At 64.3% G+C, this 20,683-nt stretch carries 11 protein-coding genes; 6 read left to right on the plus strand and 5 right to left on the minus strand.

The features are described 5' to 3' along the window. Both DNK34_RS01605 and DNK34_RS01610 read right to left on the minus strand, forming a co-directional pair. Positions 1-1,971, minus strand: a 1,971-nt coding sequence (locus tag DNK34_RS01605; RefSeq protein ID WP_165497349.1) for a condensation domain-containing protein, incomplete at its 3' end; no start/stop codon positions are given. After that, positions 1,964-9,769 (minus strand): non-ribosomal peptide synthetase, encoded by a 7,806-nt coding sequence (locus DNK34_RS01610; RefSeq protein ID WP_131177684.1) that lies wholly within the window; start codon positions 9,767-9,769, stop codon positions 1,964-1,966. The genes DNK34_RS01605 and DNK34_RS01610, both read right to left, overlap by 8 nt. 231 nt (positions 9,770-10,000) lie before the next feature. On the opposite strand from DNK34_RS01610, the gene DNK34_RS01615 reads away from it, so the two are divergent. The 5 genes from DNK34_RS01615 (at position 10,001) to DNK34_RS01635 (ending at position 15,514) form a co-directional block, all read left to right on the plus strand. Further along, complete coding sequence (locus DNK34_RS01615; RefSeq protein ID WP_131177685.1) at positions 10,001-11,425, plus strand: UbiA family prenyltransferase; 1,425 nt, start codon at positions 10,001-10,003, stop codon at positions 11,423-11,425. After that, entirely contained in the window at positions 11,422-12,735 is a 1,314-nt protein-coding gene (locus tag DNK34_RS01620) for an FAD-binding oxidoreductase (protein ID WP_131177686.1), read from the plus strand. The genes DNK34_RS01615 and DNK34_RS01620 overlap by 4 nt, the downstream gene beginning before the upstream one ends. Next, on the plus strand, positions 12,732-13,472 hold the full coding sequence (locus DNK34_RS01625; protein WP_131177687.1) for an SDR family oxidoreductase: 741 nt from the start codon (positions 12,732-12,734) through the stop codon (positions 13,470-13,472). The genes DNK34_RS01620 and DNK34_RS01625 overlap by 4 nt, the downstream gene beginning before the upstream one ends. Positions 13,473-13,505: 33 nt before the next feature. Continuing rightward, positions 13,506-14,468: a lysylphosphatidylglycerol synthase transmembrane domain-containing protein gene (locus DNK34_RS01630; protein ID WP_131177688.1), complete on the plus strand. Its 963-nt coding sequence runs from the start codon at positions 13,506-13,508 to the stop codon at positions 14,466-14,468. 92 nt (positions 14,469-14,560) lie between these two features. After that, a complete protein-coding gene (locus tag DNK34_RS01635) occupies positions 14,561-15,514 on the plus strand; it encodes a siderophore-interacting protein (protein WP_131177689.1) in 954 nt (317 codons plus the stop codon). Positions 15,515-15,670: 156 nt separating this feature from the next. Here the strand turns inward: DNK34_RS01635 and DNK34_RS01640 are convergent, their stop codons facing one another. Both DNK34_RS01640 and DNK34_RS01645 read right to left on the minus strand, forming a co-directional pair. Next, positions 15,671-16,435 (minus strand): thioesterase II family protein, encoded by a 765-nt coding sequence (locus tag DNK34_RS01640; RefSeq protein WP_131177690.1) that lies wholly within the window; start codon positions 16,433-16,435, stop codon positions 15,671-15,673. Continuing rightward, positions 16,436-16,681 (minus strand): MbtH family protein, encoded by a 246-nt coding sequence (locus DNK34_RS01645; protein ID WP_131177691.1) that lies wholly within the window; start codon positions 16,679-16,681, stop codon positions 16,436-16,438. It lies immediately after the preceding gene. A gap of 156 nt (positions 16,682-16,837) precedes the next feature. On the opposite strand from DNK34_RS01645, the gene DNK34_RS01650 reads away from it, so the two are divergent. After that, complete coding sequence (locus tag DNK34_RS01650; protein ID WP_131177692.1) at positions 16,838-18,529, plus strand: SWIM zinc finger family protein; 1,692 nt, start codon at positions 16,838-16,840, stop codon at positions 18,527-18,529. Positions 18,530-19,126: 597 nt separating this feature from the next. Here DNK34_RS01650 and DNK34_RS01655 read toward each other — a convergent pair. Then, on the minus strand, positions 19,127-20,527 hold the full coding sequence (locus DNK34_RS01655; protein ID WP_131177693.1) for an aspartate aminotransferase family protein: 1,401 nt from the start codon (positions 20,525-20,527) through the stop codon (positions 19,127-19,129). Between the last annotated feature and the right edge of the window lie 156 nt (positions 20,528-20,683).

Here is a 20,683-nt window from a genome sequence, read left to right on the forward strand (position 1 = left end):
GATCACATAGGCCAGCGCCTCGGCCGCCACCACCACCTGCGGGTCGTGTTCCGGCTGCTCGGCCAGCACCGCGTCCAAAGGCAGTACCTGCACCCCGGCCGGTACCGCCAGGCCCAGGTGTGGCTGACTCAGCAGCAATTCGATGCCGCTGTCCTCGAACAGGTAAGCCAGGCGCTCGGCGGGATACTCCGGATCCAGCGGCACGTAGGCACCACCAGCCTTGAGCACCGCCAGCAAGCCGATCACCATCTCCAGGCTGCGCTCGGCGGCCACGCCCACCAGCACGTCCTGGCCCACCCCAGAGGCGATCAGGCGGTGCGCCAGACGGTTGGCCCGTATATTGAGCTCGGTATAACTCAGTTGCTGTTCACCGAATACCAGCGCCGGAGCGTCGGGGGTGGCACGCACGTGCTGCTCGAACAGGCCATGCACGGTCTGCTGCAGGTCGTAGTCGGTAGTGGTGGTGTTGAAGCGCTCGAGCAGCACGGTGCGCTCGGTGGGGGCGAGCATCGGCAGCTCACCGATACAGGCGTCGGGCATGGCGACGATGGCGCACAGCAGGTTCAGCCAGTAATGGCCCAGGTGCTCCACGGTTTCTCTGCGGAACAGGTCAGTGGCATATACCAGGCTGGCGCCCAGACCATCCGGTGTGTCCTGGGTCTCAAGGGTGAGATCCACCTGGGCGGTCTGGCTTTCCAGCGCAAGGCCTTCGATACGTAACTCCCCGAGGGTGGTGTCCAGATCTAGGCCCTTGCTTGTCTGGTGGTTGTGCATGACCTGGAACAACGGGTTGTGCCCCAGGCTGCGTTCGGGCAGCAATGCCTCCACCAGTTGTTCGAACGGCAGTTCGCTGTGAGCCTGGGCATCGTTGACCGTCTGCTCCACCTGGCACAGCCAGTGGCTGAACGGCTGGATGTCATCGACCTGCAAGCGCAGAACCTGGGTGTTGACGAACAGACCTACCAGGCGCTCGGTCTCGGCACGATTGCGGTTGGCGTTAGGCACACCGATGCGCAGGTCGTGCTGGCCAGTACAACGCTGCAGCAGCACGCCGAACGAGGCCAGCAACAGCATGAACAGCGTGACACCCCTGCGCTGGGCCAACCCGCGCAGGGCGTCGCCAAGGGATGGCGCCAACGGCAGCGACAGGCGCGCGCCACGCAGGCTCTGGTGCTGCGGGCGCGGATGGTCAGTCGGCAACGCCAGCACCGGCGGCAGCTCACCAAGGGCAGTGGTCCAGTATTCCAATTGGCGCTGGAGCTCGCCCGAGCCCAACCACTCGCGCTGCCAGCACGCGTAGTCGCCATACTGGATCGGCAGCGGCGCTAGCGCGGCCTCCTGCCCTTGCAGCGCGGCACTGTATAGCGCCATCAGTTCTTCGACCAATACGCCCATCGACCAGCCATCGCTGATGGCGTGGTGCAGGGTCAGCAACAGCACATGGTCGTCGCCGGCAAGACCTACCAGCCGCACGCGCCACAGAGGTTCACGCGCCAGGTCGAACGGGGTACGCAACTCCGCGTCCACCAATGCCTGAATATGCGCATCGCGCAAATTTTCGGCCAGAGGCGAGGCTTCGACCTGCAATGTCAAGGCGGCCTGGACAACGTCCGCTACCTGCATCACCTGATCATTGGTTTCGATGAAACGGGTGCGCAGGCTGGCCTGGCGATCGGCCAGGCGCTCCAGCGCCTGCCGCAGGGCCCCCACGTCGAGGGAGCCACGCAGACGCAGCGCCACCGGGATATTGTAGGCACAACCCTGCGGATCCAGCTGCCAGAGGAACCACTGGCGTTGCTGGGCGAATGACAGCACCTGGGTATCCTCGGCCGAGGCCGGCACGATTGGCAGGCGCTCCACCCGCACGCCAGCCTGGCGCAACTTGGCAAACAGCTGCACGCGCTTGTCGCTGCACAGCCCCCGGATACGCTCGACCATCTCCTGGAGCCGCGCGTGCTGTTGATCAAGCATTGTGTTCCTCCAGCTCATCAAGGGCGTCTAAGACTAGATCGAGCTCCAAGCCCAAATCTGGCTTGGCAAACTGCTCGCTGGCGTGCGTGGCCAACGCGCGCAAGCGACGCAAACCATGGAGATCCTTCAGAAGCAGATCGATGCCCAAATGCTGGCGCAGGCGGGTCTGAACCATCACCAGTTGCAGCGAATGCCCACCCAGTTCGAAAAAATCGTCTTCTAAGCCGATGTGCTCAACTTGCAGTACCTCTTGCCAAATTGCCGCCACCTGCTTTTCCAGATCGCTATGCGGCTTCAGATATTCTTCTTGGCGTCCCCTCTCGGGCTTCGGCAACGCTTTACGATCCAGCTTGCCATTGGGATTCAGCGGCATCTGCGCCAGGCACAGCAGACGCACTGGTACCATGTACTCGGGCAAGACCTGCCGCAAAGCTGTTTTCAGGTGCTCTTGCAGGGCCCGCTCGTCGACTCCGGCGTCACTTGGCACCACATAACCGACCAGTTGCGGGATGCCGGCCAGCTCCACCGCCAACACCGCCACATCACGCACCTCGGGCTGCTCCGTCAGCCGAGCCTCGATCTCGCCCAGTTCGACACGGAACCCACGAATCTTCACCTGATGGTCGATGCGCCCGACGTACTCGATCACGCCATCCTGTCCGTAGCGAGTCAGGTCACCTGTACGGTACATCCGCTCACCCGCAGTGCCGAACGGGTTGGGTACGAAGCGCTCGGCGGTGAGCGCGGGCCGTAGCAGGTAGCCGCGGGTGATGCCAGCACCAGCCAGGTACAGCTCGGCGGCAACACCCATCGGCACGACCTGCAGTTGGCTGTCGAGCAGGTAGGCCTGGGTGCTGTGCAGCGGCCTTCCGATATTGGCCTGTCCACCCGCTTCGCGACGGATCCAGGTCGAATAGGTGGTGTCTTCCGACGGCCCGTACAGGTCGTACACGTTTTGCAGACCTGGCTGCTGGTACAGCGCTTCGACCAGCGACTGCTTGAGCGGCTCCCCGGCCAGGTTGACGATGCGTACGCCCGGAGGAATCTGCCCGGCACGCTGCAGAGCATTGATCGCCGAGGGCACGGTATTGATCAGGCGCACCTGATCGCGCGCCGCCAGCTCCGGCAGCGCCAGGGCATTGCGGGCAATGACTATCCAGCCGCCATTAGCCAGGGTGACGAATATCTCCCACACTGACAGGTCAAAACACACTGAAGTAGAGGCCAGAACGCCTTGGATGTCATCGGTGCTGTACACCTGTTGCGACCAGCGAATCAGAGCCAGCACGTTACGATGAGTGATCGACACACCCTTGGGCTTGCCGGTGGAACCGGAGGTGTAGATCACGTAGGCCAGGTTATCCGGGCACACTGTTGTCTGCGGTGCGATAGTCGGGTAGCTGACTAGGCTATCGCCAAGCAGGTCGACTAGCAGTACATGGGTCTGGCTGGCCGGCAGCTCGCCGAGCAGGCCAGTTTCGCTGAGCAGCACCTGGGCACGGCTGTCCTCGAGCATGTAGGCGACGCGCTCAGCCGGATAGTCCGGATCCAGCGGCACATAGGCGCCACCAGCCTTGAGCACCGCCAGCAAGGCCACGATCAGCGAGTCTGAACGCCGCATGGCCACGCCAACGCGCACCTCAGGTTCTACGCCCAGTTCGACCAGTCGATGGGCCAGGCGGTTAGCGCGAGCATTGAGTTCATCGTAACTGAGCCTTTGTTCTGCGAAGATCAATGCCGTGGCTCCGGGTTTGCTACCGGCCCGATCCTCGATCACATGATGAACGCAGCGCTCGAGCAGATGCTCGATCTGATTGTGGTTGAAGTCATGGAGCAATTGCTGACGTTCGGTGCCACCCAGCATCGCCAGCTCACCTATACGTACCTGCCCATTATCGGTGAGCAATCTCAGCAGGTTGTCGAAATGAGCACCTATCCGCTCGATTGTCTTGGCATCAAAACTGCGCTGGACGTAGACATACTGGAAAGAGAGGGTGTCGTTGAGCATCACGCTCAGGGTCAATGGGAAATTGGTCTGCTCGTGGTTAGCCACCGCCCCGAAGCGCAGGCCCTCGGGTGCGCCCCGCTGCAGCGCTTCCGACATCGGGTAGTTCTCGAACACCAGAATGCTGTCGAACAGTGCCTCGCCCCCCAGCCCCGCCCAGCGCTGGATCTCGTACAGCGGCGTGTGTTCCTGCTCGCGCAGCGCCAGGTTCTGCGCCTGCAACGCCTGCAACCACTCGCCCACCAGCCTGTCCGGCCGCGGCGTGGCGATCACCGGCAGAGTGTTGATGAACAACCCGAGCTGCCGCTCCACACCGCGCAGTTCCGCCGGACGCCCTGCCACCGTGGCGCCGAACGCCACCGTCTCCTGCCCGGTGTAGCGTTGCAGCAGCAACAGCCACGCCGCCTGCACCAGGGTGTTCAGCGTCACCTTCTGCGCCCGCGCGAACTCGCCCAGCCGCCGCGTCTGCTCGCGATCCAGCACCTGCACGTGCTCGCCATGGCCTTCGCCTTCAACCGGCTCGATACGCAGCGCCTGGGCCAGGCGCGTCGGTTCGTCCAACTCGGCCAGCTGCCCCCGCCAGAACGCCTCGCTGGCCGCCTTGTCCTGCCCTTGCAGCCAGGCGATGTAGTCGCGGTAGCGCCCCATCGGCGCCTGCGGCGCCTGCCCCGCGTAGCGTTGCAGCACCTCGCCCAGCAGCTGCGCGTTGCTCCAGCCGTCCATGAGGATGTGATGGTGGGTGTAGATCAGGTGATACCGCTGCGCGTCCGTGCGCACCAGCACCAGGCGCAGCAACGGCGCCTGGGACAATTCGAAGCCCTGGCCGCGCTCGGCCTCGGCCAGGGCCTCCAGCGACTGGGCCTGGGAAGACTGGCCACGCCAGTCATGCAGGGCGAAAGGCACATTTACCTGCTGGCGTACCACCTGGACAGGGGATGAAAGTTCCTGCCAGACGAAGCTGGTGCGCAATATGTCGTGGGCGGCGACCGTCGCTTCCCAGGCGGCCCGGAAGCGCTTGACATCCAGCCCATCCACATCCACCCGCATCTGGTTGATGTAGTCCCCCGCAACCTGCTCGTAGAGGGTATGGAACAGCATCCCCTGCTGCATTGGCGACAGCGGGTAGACATCTTCGATGGCCTGGGCAGAAACAGGCAGAGCATCCAATTGGATCTGGGTCAGCTTCGTCAAGGGGAAATCGGAAGGTGTGAGCGCAAAAACATCCGCACTCGTGCAATGCTCGATCACTGCGTGAAGCTCGATAACCAGCTCCTCAGCCAAGCGCTGGATGGTTTCTCGACGATACATCTCTGAGCTGTACTCCCACCGCAGAGACAACTCGCCGCCATACACCTGTCCCTCCAGACTCAGCCAGTTGGCCAGCGGCGCGTCGGCAGCCTGCGCGTCCCCACCACCCTGGCCTGCCGGAATGAACAACGCCCGTTCATCGAACTGGCCATCGAACTGGCCCAGATAGTTGAAGGTGACACGTGGTTGCGGCAATGCCGCCAGGATCTGCCGGGTCTCGGCCGTGCCGAGGTAACGCAGCAGGCCATAGCCAAGACCCTTATCGGGGACGCCCCGCAGTTGCTCCTTCACGCTCTTCAACGAAGCCGCCAGTTCAGTGGCCGGTGTCAGTTTCACCGGGTAGAGGCTGGTGAACCAGCCAACCGTACGCGTCAGGTCGATGTCGTCGAACAAGTCTTCGCGGCCATGCCCCTCCATCTGCACCAGCACCGACTCGCCGCCGCTCCAGCGGCACAATACGCGCGCCAGAGCAGTGAGTAGCAAATCGTTGATTTGAGTGCGGTAGGCTGCGGGCGCATCCTTGAGCAAGCGCTCGGTACGCCCGGCATCCAGGCGGATATCCAATGTCGCGGCATGCTTGTTCAGCAAACCGCCGTCTGGATTGTCACGCGGCAGCTCCCGCACAGGCCCTTCCAGTTGGGACAGCCAGTCGGCAAGCACGGATTGGCGCTGCTCGTCTTGCCCATATTCTCGCAGGCGTGCAGCCCAGGCCTGATAGGAAGTGGTCTTGGCTGGCAATGCCGGAGCCTGGCCGGCTACCAGGCTTTGATAGGCGGCCTGCAGATCCTCGAGCAGGATCCTCCAGGACACTCCATCCACCACAAGGTGATGAATGGCTAGCAACAGACGCTCACCACCTTCCGGGCGTTGCAAAAGTCCAGCCCGTAGCAGGGGGCCTTGGGCAAGATCCAGACTGCGCTGTACTTCATCATAAAAGGCTTCGCTGTCCGGCCCATGCCAGAGCAGGTTCTGATCGGCATCGGCGTCTGCGTACCACTGGCGCCACTCGCCGCCTTCGGACACAAAACGCAGACGCAGAGCGTCATGGTGACTCACCACCGATTGCAGAGCCTTTTCCAGTATCTCTGGCACGATCGACTGCCGTGCCTCGAGCAGCAACGACTGGTTCCAGTGGTGGCGCCCGGACATGGGCAACTCGAAGAACCAGCGCTGTACCGGCGTCAGCTCCGCCTCACCGGTGACCGGGCCCTGGTCGGCCTGGCAGGTTGTCACACCGACCTCGGCCACCGCAGCCAGGCTGCGCACCGTCTGGTGCTGGAACAGATCCTTGGGGGTGAACTGGATACCGGCCTGCCGGGCGCGGCTGACCACCTGGATGGAGACGATGGAGTCGCCGCCCAGCTCGAAGAAGTTGTCGTGGCGCCCGATCCGTTCGCGCCCGAGTACGTCTTGCCAGATCGCCGCGATGCGCGTTTCGAGCTCGCCCTGCGGCGCGGCATAGTCGGCCTGTGCAGCGCCATCGGGTCGCGGCAGCGCCTTGCGATCGAGCTTCCCGTTGGGGCTCAGCGGCATCTTCTCCAGCGCTATCCATTGCGTCGGCACCATGTATTCCGGCAGGCTCCGCGCCAGATGCGCAGCCAGCGTTTCACGCCAACCATCGGTTTCATTGGCCAGCACCACATAGCCCACCAGTTGCTTGCCGTCGACGGCCAGCACCGCCACCTCGCGCACCCACTCGTGTTCGAGCAGGCGAGCCTCGATTTCACCCAGCTCGATACGCAGGCCACGCAGCTTGACCTGATGATCGATACGCCCGGCGTACTCGATCACGCCATCGGCGCGGTAACGTGCCAGGTCGCCGGTGCGGTACAGGCGTGCGCCGTCGCCGAACGGGCTGGCGACGAAACGCTCTGCGGTCAGCGCCGGGCGCTGGTGATAACCACGGGCCAGGCCCGCACCGGCCAGGTACAGTTCGCCCAGCACGCCGACCGGCACCGGCTGCAGGTCGGCGTCGAGGATATGGCAGGCCTGGTTGGCGATAGGCTGGCCAATCGGCACCGCGTCCTTGCCCTCCTCCCGGCACGTCCAATGAGTGACGTCGATGGCCGCTTCGGTCGGCCCGTAGAGGTTGTACAGGTTCGTCTGCGGCAGCTTGGCGAACACCTGCTGCTGGGCGTCCACCGGTAGCGCCTCGCCGCTGCAGACGATGCGCTTGAGGCTGGCGCATGACGCGACAGCCGGATCCTGCAGGAACGCCTGCAGCATCGAGGGCACGAAGTGCAGGGTGGTGACGCCTTCGCGCTCAATCAGTTCCACCAGCTTCGCCGGATCGCGGTGGTCGCCCGGCGCTGCGACCACCAGGCGTGCGCCGGTCATCAGCGGCCAGAAGAACTCCCACACCGAGACGTCGAAGCTGAATGGCGTCTTCTGCATGACCGTATCGCTGTCGTCCAGGCCATAGGTCTCCTGCATCCAGCACAGCCGGTTGGTCAGGGCCGAATGACGGTTGCCTGCGCCCTTGGGTTTACCGGTGGAGCCAGAGGTATAAATCACGTACACAAGGTTTTCGCCATCGACGGCAACGTCAGGGTTGGCTTCGCTGTAGCCTTCCAGCCCATCGTCGTGCCGATCCAGGTCGATGCGCTGCACGCCCTCGGCCAGCGGCAGGTCGAGGTGCGATTGGCTCAGCAGCAGCTTCACGCCACTGTCTTCGAGCATGTAGGCCAGGCGCTCGGTCGGGTAGTCCGGATCCAACGGCACGTAGGCGCCGCCAGCCTTGAGGATGGCCAGCAGGCCCACGACCATCTCGATGGAACGCTCCACCGCTATGCCCACCAGCCCATCGGGCTGCACGCCCAGCGCGATCAGGCGATGAGCCAGGCGGTTGGCCCGGGCATTGAGTTCGGCATAGCTCAGGGACTGCCCGCCGAAGACCAGGGCCGTGCCTTGCGGCGCCCGTTCGACCTGCGCTTCGATCAACTGATGGACGCGGTGCTCAAGTGGATAGTCGGCCTGGGTGGCGTTCCAGCCGTGGAGAATCTGCTGCCGCTGCGCGTCGTCGAGCATCGCCAGTTCGCCGATCCGCTCGCTCGCCCCCTCGGCCAGGGCCTCCAGCAAGCGGTTGTAGTGAACGCCCATGCGCTCCACGGTTGAGCGTTCGAACAGCTCGGTGGCATAGCCGAAGGCGGCGAACAGCTTGCCGTCCTGTTCGACGGTGTCCAGCGACAGGTCGAACTGCGCGATACGCGTCTCACGCTCCAGCGCCGCCATGCTCAGGCCGGATCGCCCCTTGATCGCGGCGGCATCCGCCACCTGCGACTGATGGTTATAGAGCACCTGGAACAGTGGACTGACACTCAGGCTGCGATCCAGCCCGAGCGCTTCGACCAACCGCTCGAACGGCAACTCCTGATGGCCCTGAGCGCCGAGGGCGGTGTCCTTGACCCGTCGCAGCAACTCACCCACATCGATCAGCGGATCGATCTCGGTATGCAGCACCTGGGTGTTGATGAAACAGCCGATCAGCCCTTCGACTTCCGTGCGGTTGCGGTTGGCCACCGGCACGCCGACGCGGATCGCCTGCTGGCCGCTGTAGCGGTGCAGCAGCACCTTGAAGGCGGCCAGCAGCACCATGAACAGGGTCACGCCCTGCTCGCGGGCCAGGCCACGCAGGCGCTCGGCAAGAGCTGGGTCGACCTGGAACTGGTGGCGCGCACCGCGGTAGCTCGGCGATAGCGGCCGTGGATGGTCGGTGGGCAGCTCCAGCGGCGCATGATCCTCACCGAGCTTGCCGCGCCAGTAGTCCAGCTGTCGTTCCTGCTCGCCGGCTTCCAGCCAGCTGCGCTGCCACAGGGCGTAGTCGCGGTACTGGATCGGCAGCGCTTGCAGCTGTGCCTCGGAGCCATCGCAGGCAGCATCGTAGAGGCGGATGAATTCGTCGATCAGGACGTTGTAGGACCAGCCATCGGCGACGATATGGTGCAGGGTCAACAGCAGCACGTGTTCCTGCTCGGCCAGCTTAAGCAACTGCACGCGCAGCAACGGCCCCTGGGCCAGGTCGAACGGCGCCAGGGCCTCGGCATCGGCCCGCTGGCGCACCTGTTGCTCTCGCGCTGCGGCAGGAACAGCGCTCAGGTCATGCGGGGCGATGGCCACCGCGAACGGCTCGACGATACGCTGCCGCACCTGGCCATCCTGCTCGCCGAACAGGCTGCGCAGGGTCTCGTGGCGAGCCACCAGACCATCGAAGGCGGCCTGCAGGGCAGTGTCGTTCAGTTCGCCGTTCAGGCGCACGGCCATAGGCAGGTTGTAGGCGGCACTCTGCGGATCGAGCTGCCACAGAAACCACATCCGCTGCTGGGCATAGGACAGCCCGTCGCGCTCTTCGCTGGCGGCGCAGGCAGGGATCGGCAGCAGGGAAAAATCGACACCTTCGGCCTGCAAGCCCTCGAGAAACAATCGCCTTTTCTGCGACGGCAGTTCGATGAAGCGACGGGCGAGCTTGAGGGTCTGTTCGGCATTCATTTCGGGTGTCTTCCTGGCAGTCGAGCGATGACTATGAAGCTCAAACGAATGCCTGGACTGGGGATTTAGCTGCTCAGCGGACAAAACCAGAACGCCGGCACAAGGCCATGCCGGACGACCCGGTCGCTGCCGGATGAACAGCATCGGTAAAGAATTCCGGGGCTACATCGTTCAAGGAGAACGGCCATCCAAGCTTGGGCTGCCGGATGCCTTTCTCACGAGGACAGGAATGTGGCTGAACCCCCACTGGTAATCGATCTGGACGGAACCCTGCTGCGTTCCGACATGCTGCACGAGGCCAGCCTGCGCTTCGCCAAACGCAGCCCTTGGCGCATTGGGTCGCTGTTCGGCTGGCTGACGCGCGGCAAGGCCCATCTAAAGGAGCAGTTGGCCCGGCAAACGCCTTTCGAGGTGGAGCATCTGCCCTATGACCCTGAAGTGATCGAGCTGATCGAGCAGCATCGCTCGAGAGGCACATCGGTGGTGCTGGCAACCGCGACACACCGGCTGCACGCGGAAAAGATCGCCGCGCACCTGCAGGTCTTCGACCGGGTGTTCGCCACGGAACACGACTGCAACCTGGGTTCGAAAGCCAAGCGCGACCTGCTGGTACGCGAGTATGGGGAAAAGGGTTTCGACTACGCCGGCAATGCCCATGCGGATCTGTTCGTATGGGCCTCGGCAAACCGTGCCTATGTCGTTCGACCGCACTCGGGAGTGGAGCGCAGGGCCATGGCATTGGGCAACGTCGTGCGGGTCTTCAAAAGCGACGACCACCCGCTGAAAAACTGGCTGAAGGCCTTGCGGCTACACCAGTGGCTGAAGAACCTGCTGCTCTTCGTACCGCTTTTCGCTGCCCATCTGGCCGGCGATCCGCAGCAGCTCCTGCAAGTGGTTCAGGCGTTCCTGCTGTTCGGCTTGTGCGCCTCCAGCGTGTACATCCTCAACGACCTGCTGGACATCGATGACGACCGGCGCCATCCACGCAAATGCACACGTCCCTTCGCCGCGGGAAAACTCTCCATACGCGCGGGGCTGCTGGTCTTCCCCGTCCTGCTGGCGGCGTCCTTCATCGGCGCCTGGCTACTCTTGCCGCCGCTGTTCAGCGTGGCGATGCTGGCCTACTACCTGTTGACCCTGGCCTATTCCCTGGGGCTGAAGCGTGTCATGGCGGTCGACGTCATCACTCTGGGTTTGCTCTATACCCTGAGGATCATCGCCGGCGCCTTCGCTCTCGGCCTGCAGCCTACCTTCTGGATGCTGGCCTTCTCGCTGTTCATCTTCCTCAGCCTGGCCCTGATCAAACGTTACGCCGAGCTGCGCGAGGCACGGGAACTGGGCAAGACGGGACAGGCATCGGGCAGGGGCTACTTCCCCGCGGATCTGGAAATGATATCGTCCATCGGCACGACCTCCGGCTATCTCTCCGTTCTGGTGCTGGCCTTGTACATCCAGGAAATCTCCCATACCGCGCTTTACCGCTATCCGGCGATCATCTGGCTCGCCTGCCCGTTGTTGCTGTTCTGGGTCAGTCGAACCTGGTTCCTGACCCATCGGGGATTGATGCATGACGATCCGGTGGTATTCGCCGCGAAGGATCGTATCAGCCTGATCACCGGGGCCTTGTTCGCACTGGTCTTCTGGCTGGCGGTATGAAGACACTCGGGTCCTGGGGACGTTATCCGGACTTTCCGCAGCGGCCGATCGCCTGTCATTGGCGTCATGAGGTCGTGGAGCAAGGCTTGGCATGGCGGGGTTGCCAGGCCGTCGGATTGCCTTACGGCAATGGCCGCAGCTATGGCGACAGCTGCCTCGCCAGCAGCGATCAGGTGCTGCATATGCGCCCCCTGGCACGCTTCATCGAGGCCGACTGGCACCAGGGGCGGGTCACGGTGGAAGCGGGCATGACCCTTGGGGAGTTGCTCCAGCAGAGCATTGCCAACGGCTGGTTCCTGCCGGTCACCCCAGGCACCCGCCTGGCCACAGTGGGCGGTGCCATCGCCAATGACGTGCATGGCAAGAACCACCATGTACAGGGCACCTTCGGCCGGCATGTGGAATGCCTCGAGCTGGCTCGCAGCGACCTGGGGGTACTGCACTGCAGTCCGACGGAAAACGCCGAGCTGTTCAACGCGACGGTGGGCGGACTGGGGCTGACGGGCATCATCCTGTCGGCGACGCTGCGCCTACGGTCCATAGCGTCCAGCAAGATCCGCCTGCAGCAGATACGCTTCGACAATCTCGGGGAGTACTTCGCCATCAGCCGCGAGCTGGATGCTCGCCACGAATACAATGTCGCCTGGGTCGACTGCCTGGCGCCGCAGTCGCAACTCGGGCGTGGCGTGTTGCTCGCCGGCGACCACCATGACCGGGCGCCGCGCAAGGCCAGGCCGGTGACCACGCTGCGTATTCCCGTCACGCCGCCGGTCCCTCTTTTCAACAAGCTGACGCTGAAGACGCTCAACAGCCTCTACTTCCACAGCAAGGGCACCCGCCCGCAACGTCTGCAGGATTACGATGCGTTCTTCTACCCGCTGGATCGCCTGCTGGAATGGAACCGTATCTATGGCCCCCGAGGCTTTCAACAGTACCAGTGCGTGGTTCCGCACGCCCATGCCGAAGACGCCATGAACGCCCTGCTCACGGCCATCCGCCGCCACAACGAAGGTTCGTTTCTCGCCGTGTTGAAGAACTGCGGGGACATTCCCTCGCCGGGGCTGCTGTCCTTTCCCATGCCGGGCGTGTCCCTGGCCCTGGACTTCCCCCAGCGCGGGGAAATCACCCATGGTCTTTTCGCGATCCTCGATCGGATCGTGCGCGAAGCGGGAGGCCGGCTGTATCCGGCCAAGGATGCCCACATGCGCGGCGAAGACTTCAGAGCGGCCTACCCGGCCTGGGAAAGGCTGGAAAGCCTTCGCGACCCGGCCCTGCTTTCCCGATTCTGGCAACGAGTGACCCGGCAATGAGCACTATCCTGATCATCGGCGGCACCTCCGCCATCGCCACCGCCTGCGCCCGCCTGTGGGCGGAACAACATGGCCGCTTCATGCTGGTGGGACGCAATGAAGAAAAACTGCAGCAGACGGCGGCCGATCTTCTGGCGCGAGGGGCCGCCGAGGTGCAGACCCATGTGCTGGATCTGGACGATCTGGATGGCCACGCGGCGATGCTGGAGAGAACCGGACAGGTTCTCAAGAGGATCGACATCGCCCTGGTCGCCCATGGCAGCCTGCCCGATCAGGACGCCTGCGAGCGGGACCCCGAGCAGGCCGTACGCGCCTTCACCAGCAACGGTCTCAACGTGATTGCCCTGCTGACCCGGCTTGGCAACATCATGGAGACGCAGGGATCCGGCAGCATCGCGGTGATGTCCTCGGTGGCCGGAGAACGAGGCAGGCCCAGCAATTACCTGTACGGGAGCGCCAAGGCCGCGGTCAGCGTCTTCTGCAGCGGATTGCGCGCCCGCCTGTTCAAGTCCGGCGTGCATCTGCTGACAATCAAGCCGGGGTTCGTCGATACGCCCATGACCCAAGGTCTGGCGTTGCCCGGTCTGCTCCTCGCCCAACCGGACAGGGTGGCCCGCGATATCCTCTCGGCGCTGCACAAGCGTCGCTCGACGCTTTATACGCCGTGGTTCTGGGCACCTATCATGGTGGTCATAAAGTCCATACCCGAGTTCGTTTTCAAGCGGCTGTCATTGTGAGCCGGCATTCTCCATCCTTCGAATCGAGCATCCATGGCAAGCAGAGCGGGAAAAGCTGAGAACCGGGGCTGGGCCTACCGCGCCGCGATCTATTCCACCGTCGTGTCGGCGCTGGGCTATCTGGCCTTCTCGCTCTGGGGCGGCTGGCAGGAGGTCGCGGGCGCGCTGGCCAGGGTCGGCCTGGGAGGATTGCTCTTCGCCCTCGGCATGTCGCTGCTCAACTACGTGCTGCGCTTCCTGCGCTGGCAGTCCTACCTGGCTGCGCTGGGTCATGCGCTGGCCTGGCGGCCCAGCTTCGGCATCTACCTGGCGGGCTTCGCGCTTTCGGCGACCCCCGGAAAGATTGGCGAAACCATCCGCAGCGGCCTGCTCAAGCGCCACGGCGTTCCCTATGGCAGAAGCCTGGCCGCCCTGCTCAGCGAACGCCTCTCCGACCTGTTGACCATTACCGGCCTAGCCGCCATCGGCCTTGGCCACTATCCGCAGACCCGCCCCGTCGCCATGGCGGGCCTGGGCATCACCCTCGCCGCGCTGTTGCTGCTGTCTCAGCATCGGTTGATCCGCCAGGTTTTCCATTGGCTCGAAGGGCGACGCGGTCGTCTCGTGGAGTTGTCGCGTCATGCATTGACCCTGCTGCTCGACGCGCGTCGTTGTCACTCTCCCCTGCTGCTGGCCACCAGTTCACTACTGAGCCTCGCCGGCTGGGGAGCGGAAGCGCTCGCCTTCCATTACCTGCTGCAGTGGCTTGGGGCCGATGTGTCGCTCACCTTTTCGGTCTTCGTCTACGCCGCGTCCACCCTGGCCGGCGCGATCAGCTTCATGCCGGGCGGGCTCGGTGGCACCGAAGCGGTGATGGTCGCCCTGCTGCTCGGCAATGGCATTCCACAGGCCGACGCCATAGCCGCCACGCTGGTCATTCGTCTCGCCACCCTGTGGTTCGCCGTGGGCATCGGTGCGCTAGCGCTGAGCCGTACGGATCTGCCGAGAAGAACCTGAGGTTTTCGCGGACGGACAGTGCGGTTCGCCGCTTTATTTGCCGAAACCCCATACGTCTGTTTTATGAACCTCGCCATGAAATAGGCCAAGCCATGTCCATCGCCCAGAATCTACGCGACCTCGCGCAACGCATCGTTCCCGCCAAGCAGCCCAGCTACCGGATCTTCGACGTGCAGCTGCAGCAGCGCATCGACCTCGGCCCGTCCCTGGCGCGCCTGGTGTTCAGCGGGCCAGAGGTGGATCGCATGCGCACTCTGGCGCCGGATCAGCGCATCAAGCTGCTGTTCCCCGGCGCCGATGGCCTGCCGCCGCAACTGCCCCATACCGGCAACTGGCACCAGACGCTGCGCGCGCTCGACCCGCAACGCAAACCGCCCATGCGCACCTACACCATCCGCGACCTGCGCCGCGAGGCCTGGGAAGTGGATGTGGATTTCGTGCTGCACGGCGAGACCGGCCCGGCCTCGCGCTGGGCCACCCACGCCCGCCCGGGCGACCGCCTGCAGATGGTGGCGCCGAGCGGCGATTTCCTGGGCGACCCGGGCGGTTACGAATGGCGGCCGCCGGCGGGTATCCGTCACGTTCTGCTGATCGGCGATGAAACCGCGCTGCCGGCCATCGCCGGCATCCTCGAAGCGCTCGCGGACTGGCCGCAGACCCCGGTCGTGCAGGCGTTCATCGAGGTGCCGCACGAGGCGGATCGCCTGGCGCTGCGCCATGCCGTCGACGCCCAGGTCAACTGGCTGGTGCGCGATGTGCACCAGCTGGGGCACGGCGAAGGCATGCTCAAGGCCGCCCGCGAACTGGCCACCCTGCCGACCTCGGCGGCCCGTTCAAGCTCAGCGCAGACGATCGAGGAGGTGGATATCGAGCGCCAGATACTCTGGGAGCTGGCCAAGCCGGCGGACAACGAATTCTATGCCTGGGTCGCCGGCGAGTCGGCCGCGGTGATGGCGATCCGGCGGCACTGGGTCGGCGAGCTGGGGCTGGATCGCCGGGCCCTGACCTTTATGGGCTACTGGCGCCTGGGGCGGGCGCTGGAGTGAATTGATCCATCGTAGGATGGGTGGCAACCCATCGACCATTGCCCCATCGACCATTGATGGGTTGCACCCACCCTACTCCGTCTGCATCGACCTGGGACGCGCAGACGGCTTCCACACGATCCACCGCGACAGACCAGGCAGACGACCTTTCCCGGCTCAGACGCTGGCCATCCAGGTCAATGCCGACTGCACCTGGGCCGCGCGCCGCTGCCGGCGCATGTCCACTTCCAGGCTGGACTTGAGGATGCGCAGCACCTTCGCCTCGTGCTCGTGGATGAAGAAATGCCCGCCCGGCAGCATATCCAGGGAAAAACTGGCTCCCCCTTCCAACTGCCAGGCGATCAGTTGCTCCTGGGTGGCCTTGTCCTCCTTGCCGCCCAGCACATGGATGGGGCACCCCAGCGGGCCACGCGCGCGGTACTGATAGCGGCCGCACATCAGGAAATCGGCGCGCAGGATCGGCAGGGTCAGTTCCATCAGTTCCCGGTTGTCCAGCACCTCCGGCGGCGTGCCGTTGAGGTCACGCAGTTCGTCCTTGAGCTGATCATCGCTCTTGGGCTCGGCGAAGCCGCGGTCATAGTCCTCGCGCCGGGTGGGCGCGGCGGTGCCGGAGGCGATCAGCGCCACTGGCTCGGGCATGCCCGCCTCGCGCAGGGCATGGACGAGTTCGAAAGCGAGCAAGGCCCCCAGGCTATGCCCGAACAGCCCATAGGGGCCCTCCAGCCGCGGCATGATTTCCCTGGCCAACTGCCGGGCCAGCGCCTGCATGTCGGTCTGCAGCGGCTCGCCAAGGCGCGAGCCGCGCCCCGGCAGTTCCACCGGCTGCACACTCAGCCACTCGGGCAGCTTGCGCCGCCAGCGGCTGTAGACCATGGCGCTGGCTCCGGAATAAGGCAGGCAGAACAGTTGCACGCTCGCCACTCAGTGAACCGCCTCGGCTTCCTGCTTCTTGCGCGCCTGTTCTTCCATGTGCTTGCGCAGGCTCAGCGGGCGCATGTCGGTCCAGACTTCCTCGATGTAGGCCAGGCACTCCTTCTTGAAGCCGCTCTTGCCGACGGTGCGCCAGCCCTTGGGCACTTCCTTGTAATCCGGCCAGATCGAGTATTGCTCTTCATGGTTGACGACTACCTGGAACAGGATATCTTCGCGATCGAATACTGAAGTCATGGTTTTTCTCCGTGATTACCAAACCCATGCGGGCCATCACCCCAGAAGACGAGCGATCAACCGGGAAAATTAATCCCGAGGGGATACAGGGTTGAAGAGCCTGTCCGACCATCCGCACAATCAAACCCCATCATTTCTCTCTGCGGGAGCCACTCCGTGACACCATCCTTCTCGATCGCTGACCTGGAATACCACGCGGGCAGCGAAGACATGCTTCTGCGTGGCCAGGGCTATGTCGACAGCGGTGCCGTCCACGACCTGCAGCTCAATGGCAACCGCGCATCCGCCCGGGTGATCGGCAGTGACGCCTACCACACCACTCTTGAACACCAGGACGGTGAACTGCTGGCATCCTGCGACTGCCCCCATGCGGCCAGGGGCTTCTTCTGCAAACATGCGGTGGCGCTCGGCCTCGCCTGGCTGGAGCGCCTGGATGGACCGGAGCATATCGCGCCCCGCTATGCCGAGGATGAACGGCTCGACAACCTGCGTGCCTGGCTTGACCGGCAACCCCAGGCCGAACTGGCACAATTGCTGTTCGACCAGGCCCTGCGGGATACGGCGTTCATGCGCCAGTTATGGATAAGGGTCGAGCTGGACGCCGGCCAGGATCGAGACGGGTTGTATGACGCGATCGACGACCTGACCAAGGTCGACTACAGCCATGGATGGGATAACGCGCGTACGCTCGCAAGCGGCGTTGAAAGCCTGTTGCAGACCCTGCAAGGCCTGTTGACTCCCACGGCCGCCGCCTCGCTCTCGGAGCTGTGCGAATACGCGATACAGCGCGTGGAGTCGATGCTCGAGCAGGTCGATGATTCCGACGCCGAGTTCAGCTGGAGCCTGCAGCAGCTGCAGGCGCTGCATTTCGAAGCTTGCCAACTGGCGCCGCCCGAACCGCTCGATCTGGCGCAGCGCCTGTTCGAGGCCGAACTCAATGCCAAGTTCGATGCCTTTGACAACAGTGCCCTGGTGTACCAGGAGCTACTCGGCCAGCCGGGTCTGCAACGCTTCCAGGAACTGGCCCTGCAGCATTGGCAGGCCTTGCCGCCGAACGGCCACGGCAGCACCGAGCAATGGCGCATCACTCACATCATGGAGACCCTGGCCAGGCAGTCCGGCGATCTCGAAGCCCTGGTCGCCATCAAGCGCAGGGATCTGTCGCTGCCTTACCACTATCTCGCCATCGCCGAGCTCTATCACGATGCACAGCAAGCCGATAAGGCGCTGCAGTGGGCCGAGCAGGGCCTGGCCACCTTTGGCCCGGATACCGATGCCCGCCTGCTCGATTTCCTGGCCGAGCGCTACCTGGAAAGCGATCGCCATGCGCAAGCCCTGGGCCTGATCTGGAGCCAGTTCGAACACCTCCCCCGCCTGGAAAACTACCAGAAGCTGCAGCGGATGGCGCAGCGCCTGGGCTGTTGGCCCGAGCAACGCGAGCGTGCCCTGGCCCACCTCGAAAGCCCCACCGCGCGCCAGCCCTACCTGGCGAGCGGCGATCAGTCGCTACGCCTCGCCATCGCCCTCTGGGAGCAGGATCTGAGCGCCGCCTGGCAGGCCTTTCACAAAGGCCCCTGCCAGCAGGCATTGCTCGTGCAATTGGCTGAAGCGCTGGAAGCCGATCAGCCACTGGACGCGGCAACGATCTATCAGCAACTGATACCGAAGCGGGTGGAGCAGACCAACAACCGTGCCTACGAGGACGCCATCAAGCTGCTGCGTCATGTCGCTACTCTGATCGACCCGGCGGATTTCGCCACCCTGTGCCAGCGGCTGCGCCAGCGCTACAAGGCCAAACGCAACTTCATCAAGCTGCTCGATGGGATGTCGCGCGCGAAGCCTGCTTGAGTCGATTGTCCAGGCGGCGATGTACAACCTCGGTTATCTCCGCTGACGCGCCTCCCACCAAGAGCGGATACCCGTACGCCGTGGAGCGTAGATATCGTCTTGATCCTTGGCCTGCAAGAACCCGTTCGCAATCAGGGTTCGCCTGTAGGAGCGTTGCCCCCGGCGCGATGCGCTGGCGGCCATGCTGCAAAATCGCGCTATGGCCACGATTCGCCGCGAGGTCGCGGCTCCTACGCAACTGCGCGCTGATTGCCGAATCCGCCGCACGTCTCGACAAGCTACGCGATCACCCTTGCCATGCTGCGAGCTAAACGACTTCGAGTCGAACGCTATCCTTGCGTAGCCCGGGTCGAGCGCAGCGACACCCGGGAAACCGCACTCTGTAGGGGGATCGCCCGTGTGATCCAGGAGCGCCGCCACGACCTGGCCTCGCCGTCGCCATTCAGCATCGCCGGCATGAACTGCAGGCGTGGCTGGATGACCACAGGCGAAGCCATCCCCGTAGCCTGGATTAGCCGAAGGCGTAATCCGGAGAATGCAGGCAACGAAGGCATACCCGGATTACGCCGCTGCGCGGCTAATCCGGGCTACCCTGCATCATTGCCCCACAGCAACCGCCGCCTGCACCGCCTTGGCGAAGATCCGCGCCACCTGGTCGATCTGCTCGGCCGTGATGATCAGCGGCGGCAGGAAACGCACCACGCTGCCATGGCGGCCACCCAGTTCGAGGATCAGGCCGCGCTTGAGGCATTCGCGCTGGATGCGGCTGGCCAGGGAACCATCGGCCGGCGGATGACCGAGGCTGTCCGCCAGGCCGCTGGGGTCGACCACTTCGACCCCGAGCATCAGGCCACGGCCGCGGACATCGCCCAGTTGCGGCAGCCGTACGCGCAGCTCGAGCAGCTGTTCGCGCAGGCGCTGGCCCATCGCCGCGGCGTGCGCCACCAGGTTTTCCGCCTCGATGTGGCGGATCACCGCGGAGCCGGCGGCCATGGCCATCTGGTTGCCACGGAAGGTGCCGGCATGGGCGCCGGGTTGCCAGCTGTCGAGCCAGTCGCGATAGACCATCACCGACAGCGGCAGGCTGCCGCCGATGGCCTTGGACAGCACCACCACGTCCGGGACGATGCTGGCGTGCTCGAAGGCGAACAGCTTGCCGGTGCGGCCGAAACCGGTCTGGATCTCGTCGATGATCAGCGGCACCCCGGCCCTGGCGGTGATCTCGCGCACGCCGCGCAGCCAGGTATCCGCCGCGGGAATCACCCCGCCCTCGCCCTGCACCACTTCGAGGATCACCCCGGCCGGCAGTTGCACGCCGCTTTCCGGGTCGCTGAGCAGGTTGTCCAGGTAACGCAGGTTGACCTCCACGGCGCGTTCGCCGCCGAGGCCGAACGGGCAGCGGTAATCGTAGGGGAACGGCAGGAACTGCACGCCATGGCTGAGCAGCGAACCGAGGGGGGTCTTGGCCTTGAGGTTGCCCATCAGGCTCAAGGCGCCCTGGCTCATGCCGTGATAGCCACCCTGGAACGCCAGTACCGTGCTGCGCCCGGTGGCGATGCGCACCAGCTTCAGCGCCGCCTCCACGGCGTCGGTGCCGGTCGGCCCGGTGAACTGGATCTTCGCCTGGCTGGCGAAGGCCGGCGGCAGCACGGCGAACAGATCCTGGACGAAGCGATCCTTGACCGGCGTAGTCAGGTCCAGGGTGTGCAGCGGCAGCTCGTCATCGAGCACCTGACGGATCGCCGCGATCACCACCGGATGGTTATGCCCCAGGGCCAGGGTGCCGGCGCCGGCCAGGCAGTCGATGAACACCCGCCCCTCGACGTCCTCGACATGGATGCCCCGGGCCCGCTTGAGCGCCAGTGGGATGCGCCGCGGGTAGCTGCGCGCATTGGACTCCTGCTGTTTCTGTCGGGCCAGGAGGGGGTTGTCCTCGAACAGGTAATCCTTGTCGTCGCCCTGGGCGACGGCCGGGCTTTCGGCTAACGCTGTGCTCATGCTTGCGCTCCTGAATGAATTGAACAGCCATGGATGCCATGCTTTGGAAGTAAAACGGAACCTGTGGGAACGGCTTTAGCCGCGAAGAACGGCCAGCCGCAATAACATGACGACCGGCTGGTCCTTTCGCGGCTAAAGCCACTCTCATCAGATATC

The sequence above is a fragment of the Phytopseudomonas dryadis genome (genome assembly GCF_004327355.1).
GTDB lineage: Bacteria > Pseudomonadota > Gammaproteobacteria > Pseudomonadales > Pseudomonadaceae > Aquipseudomonas > Aquipseudomonas dryadis.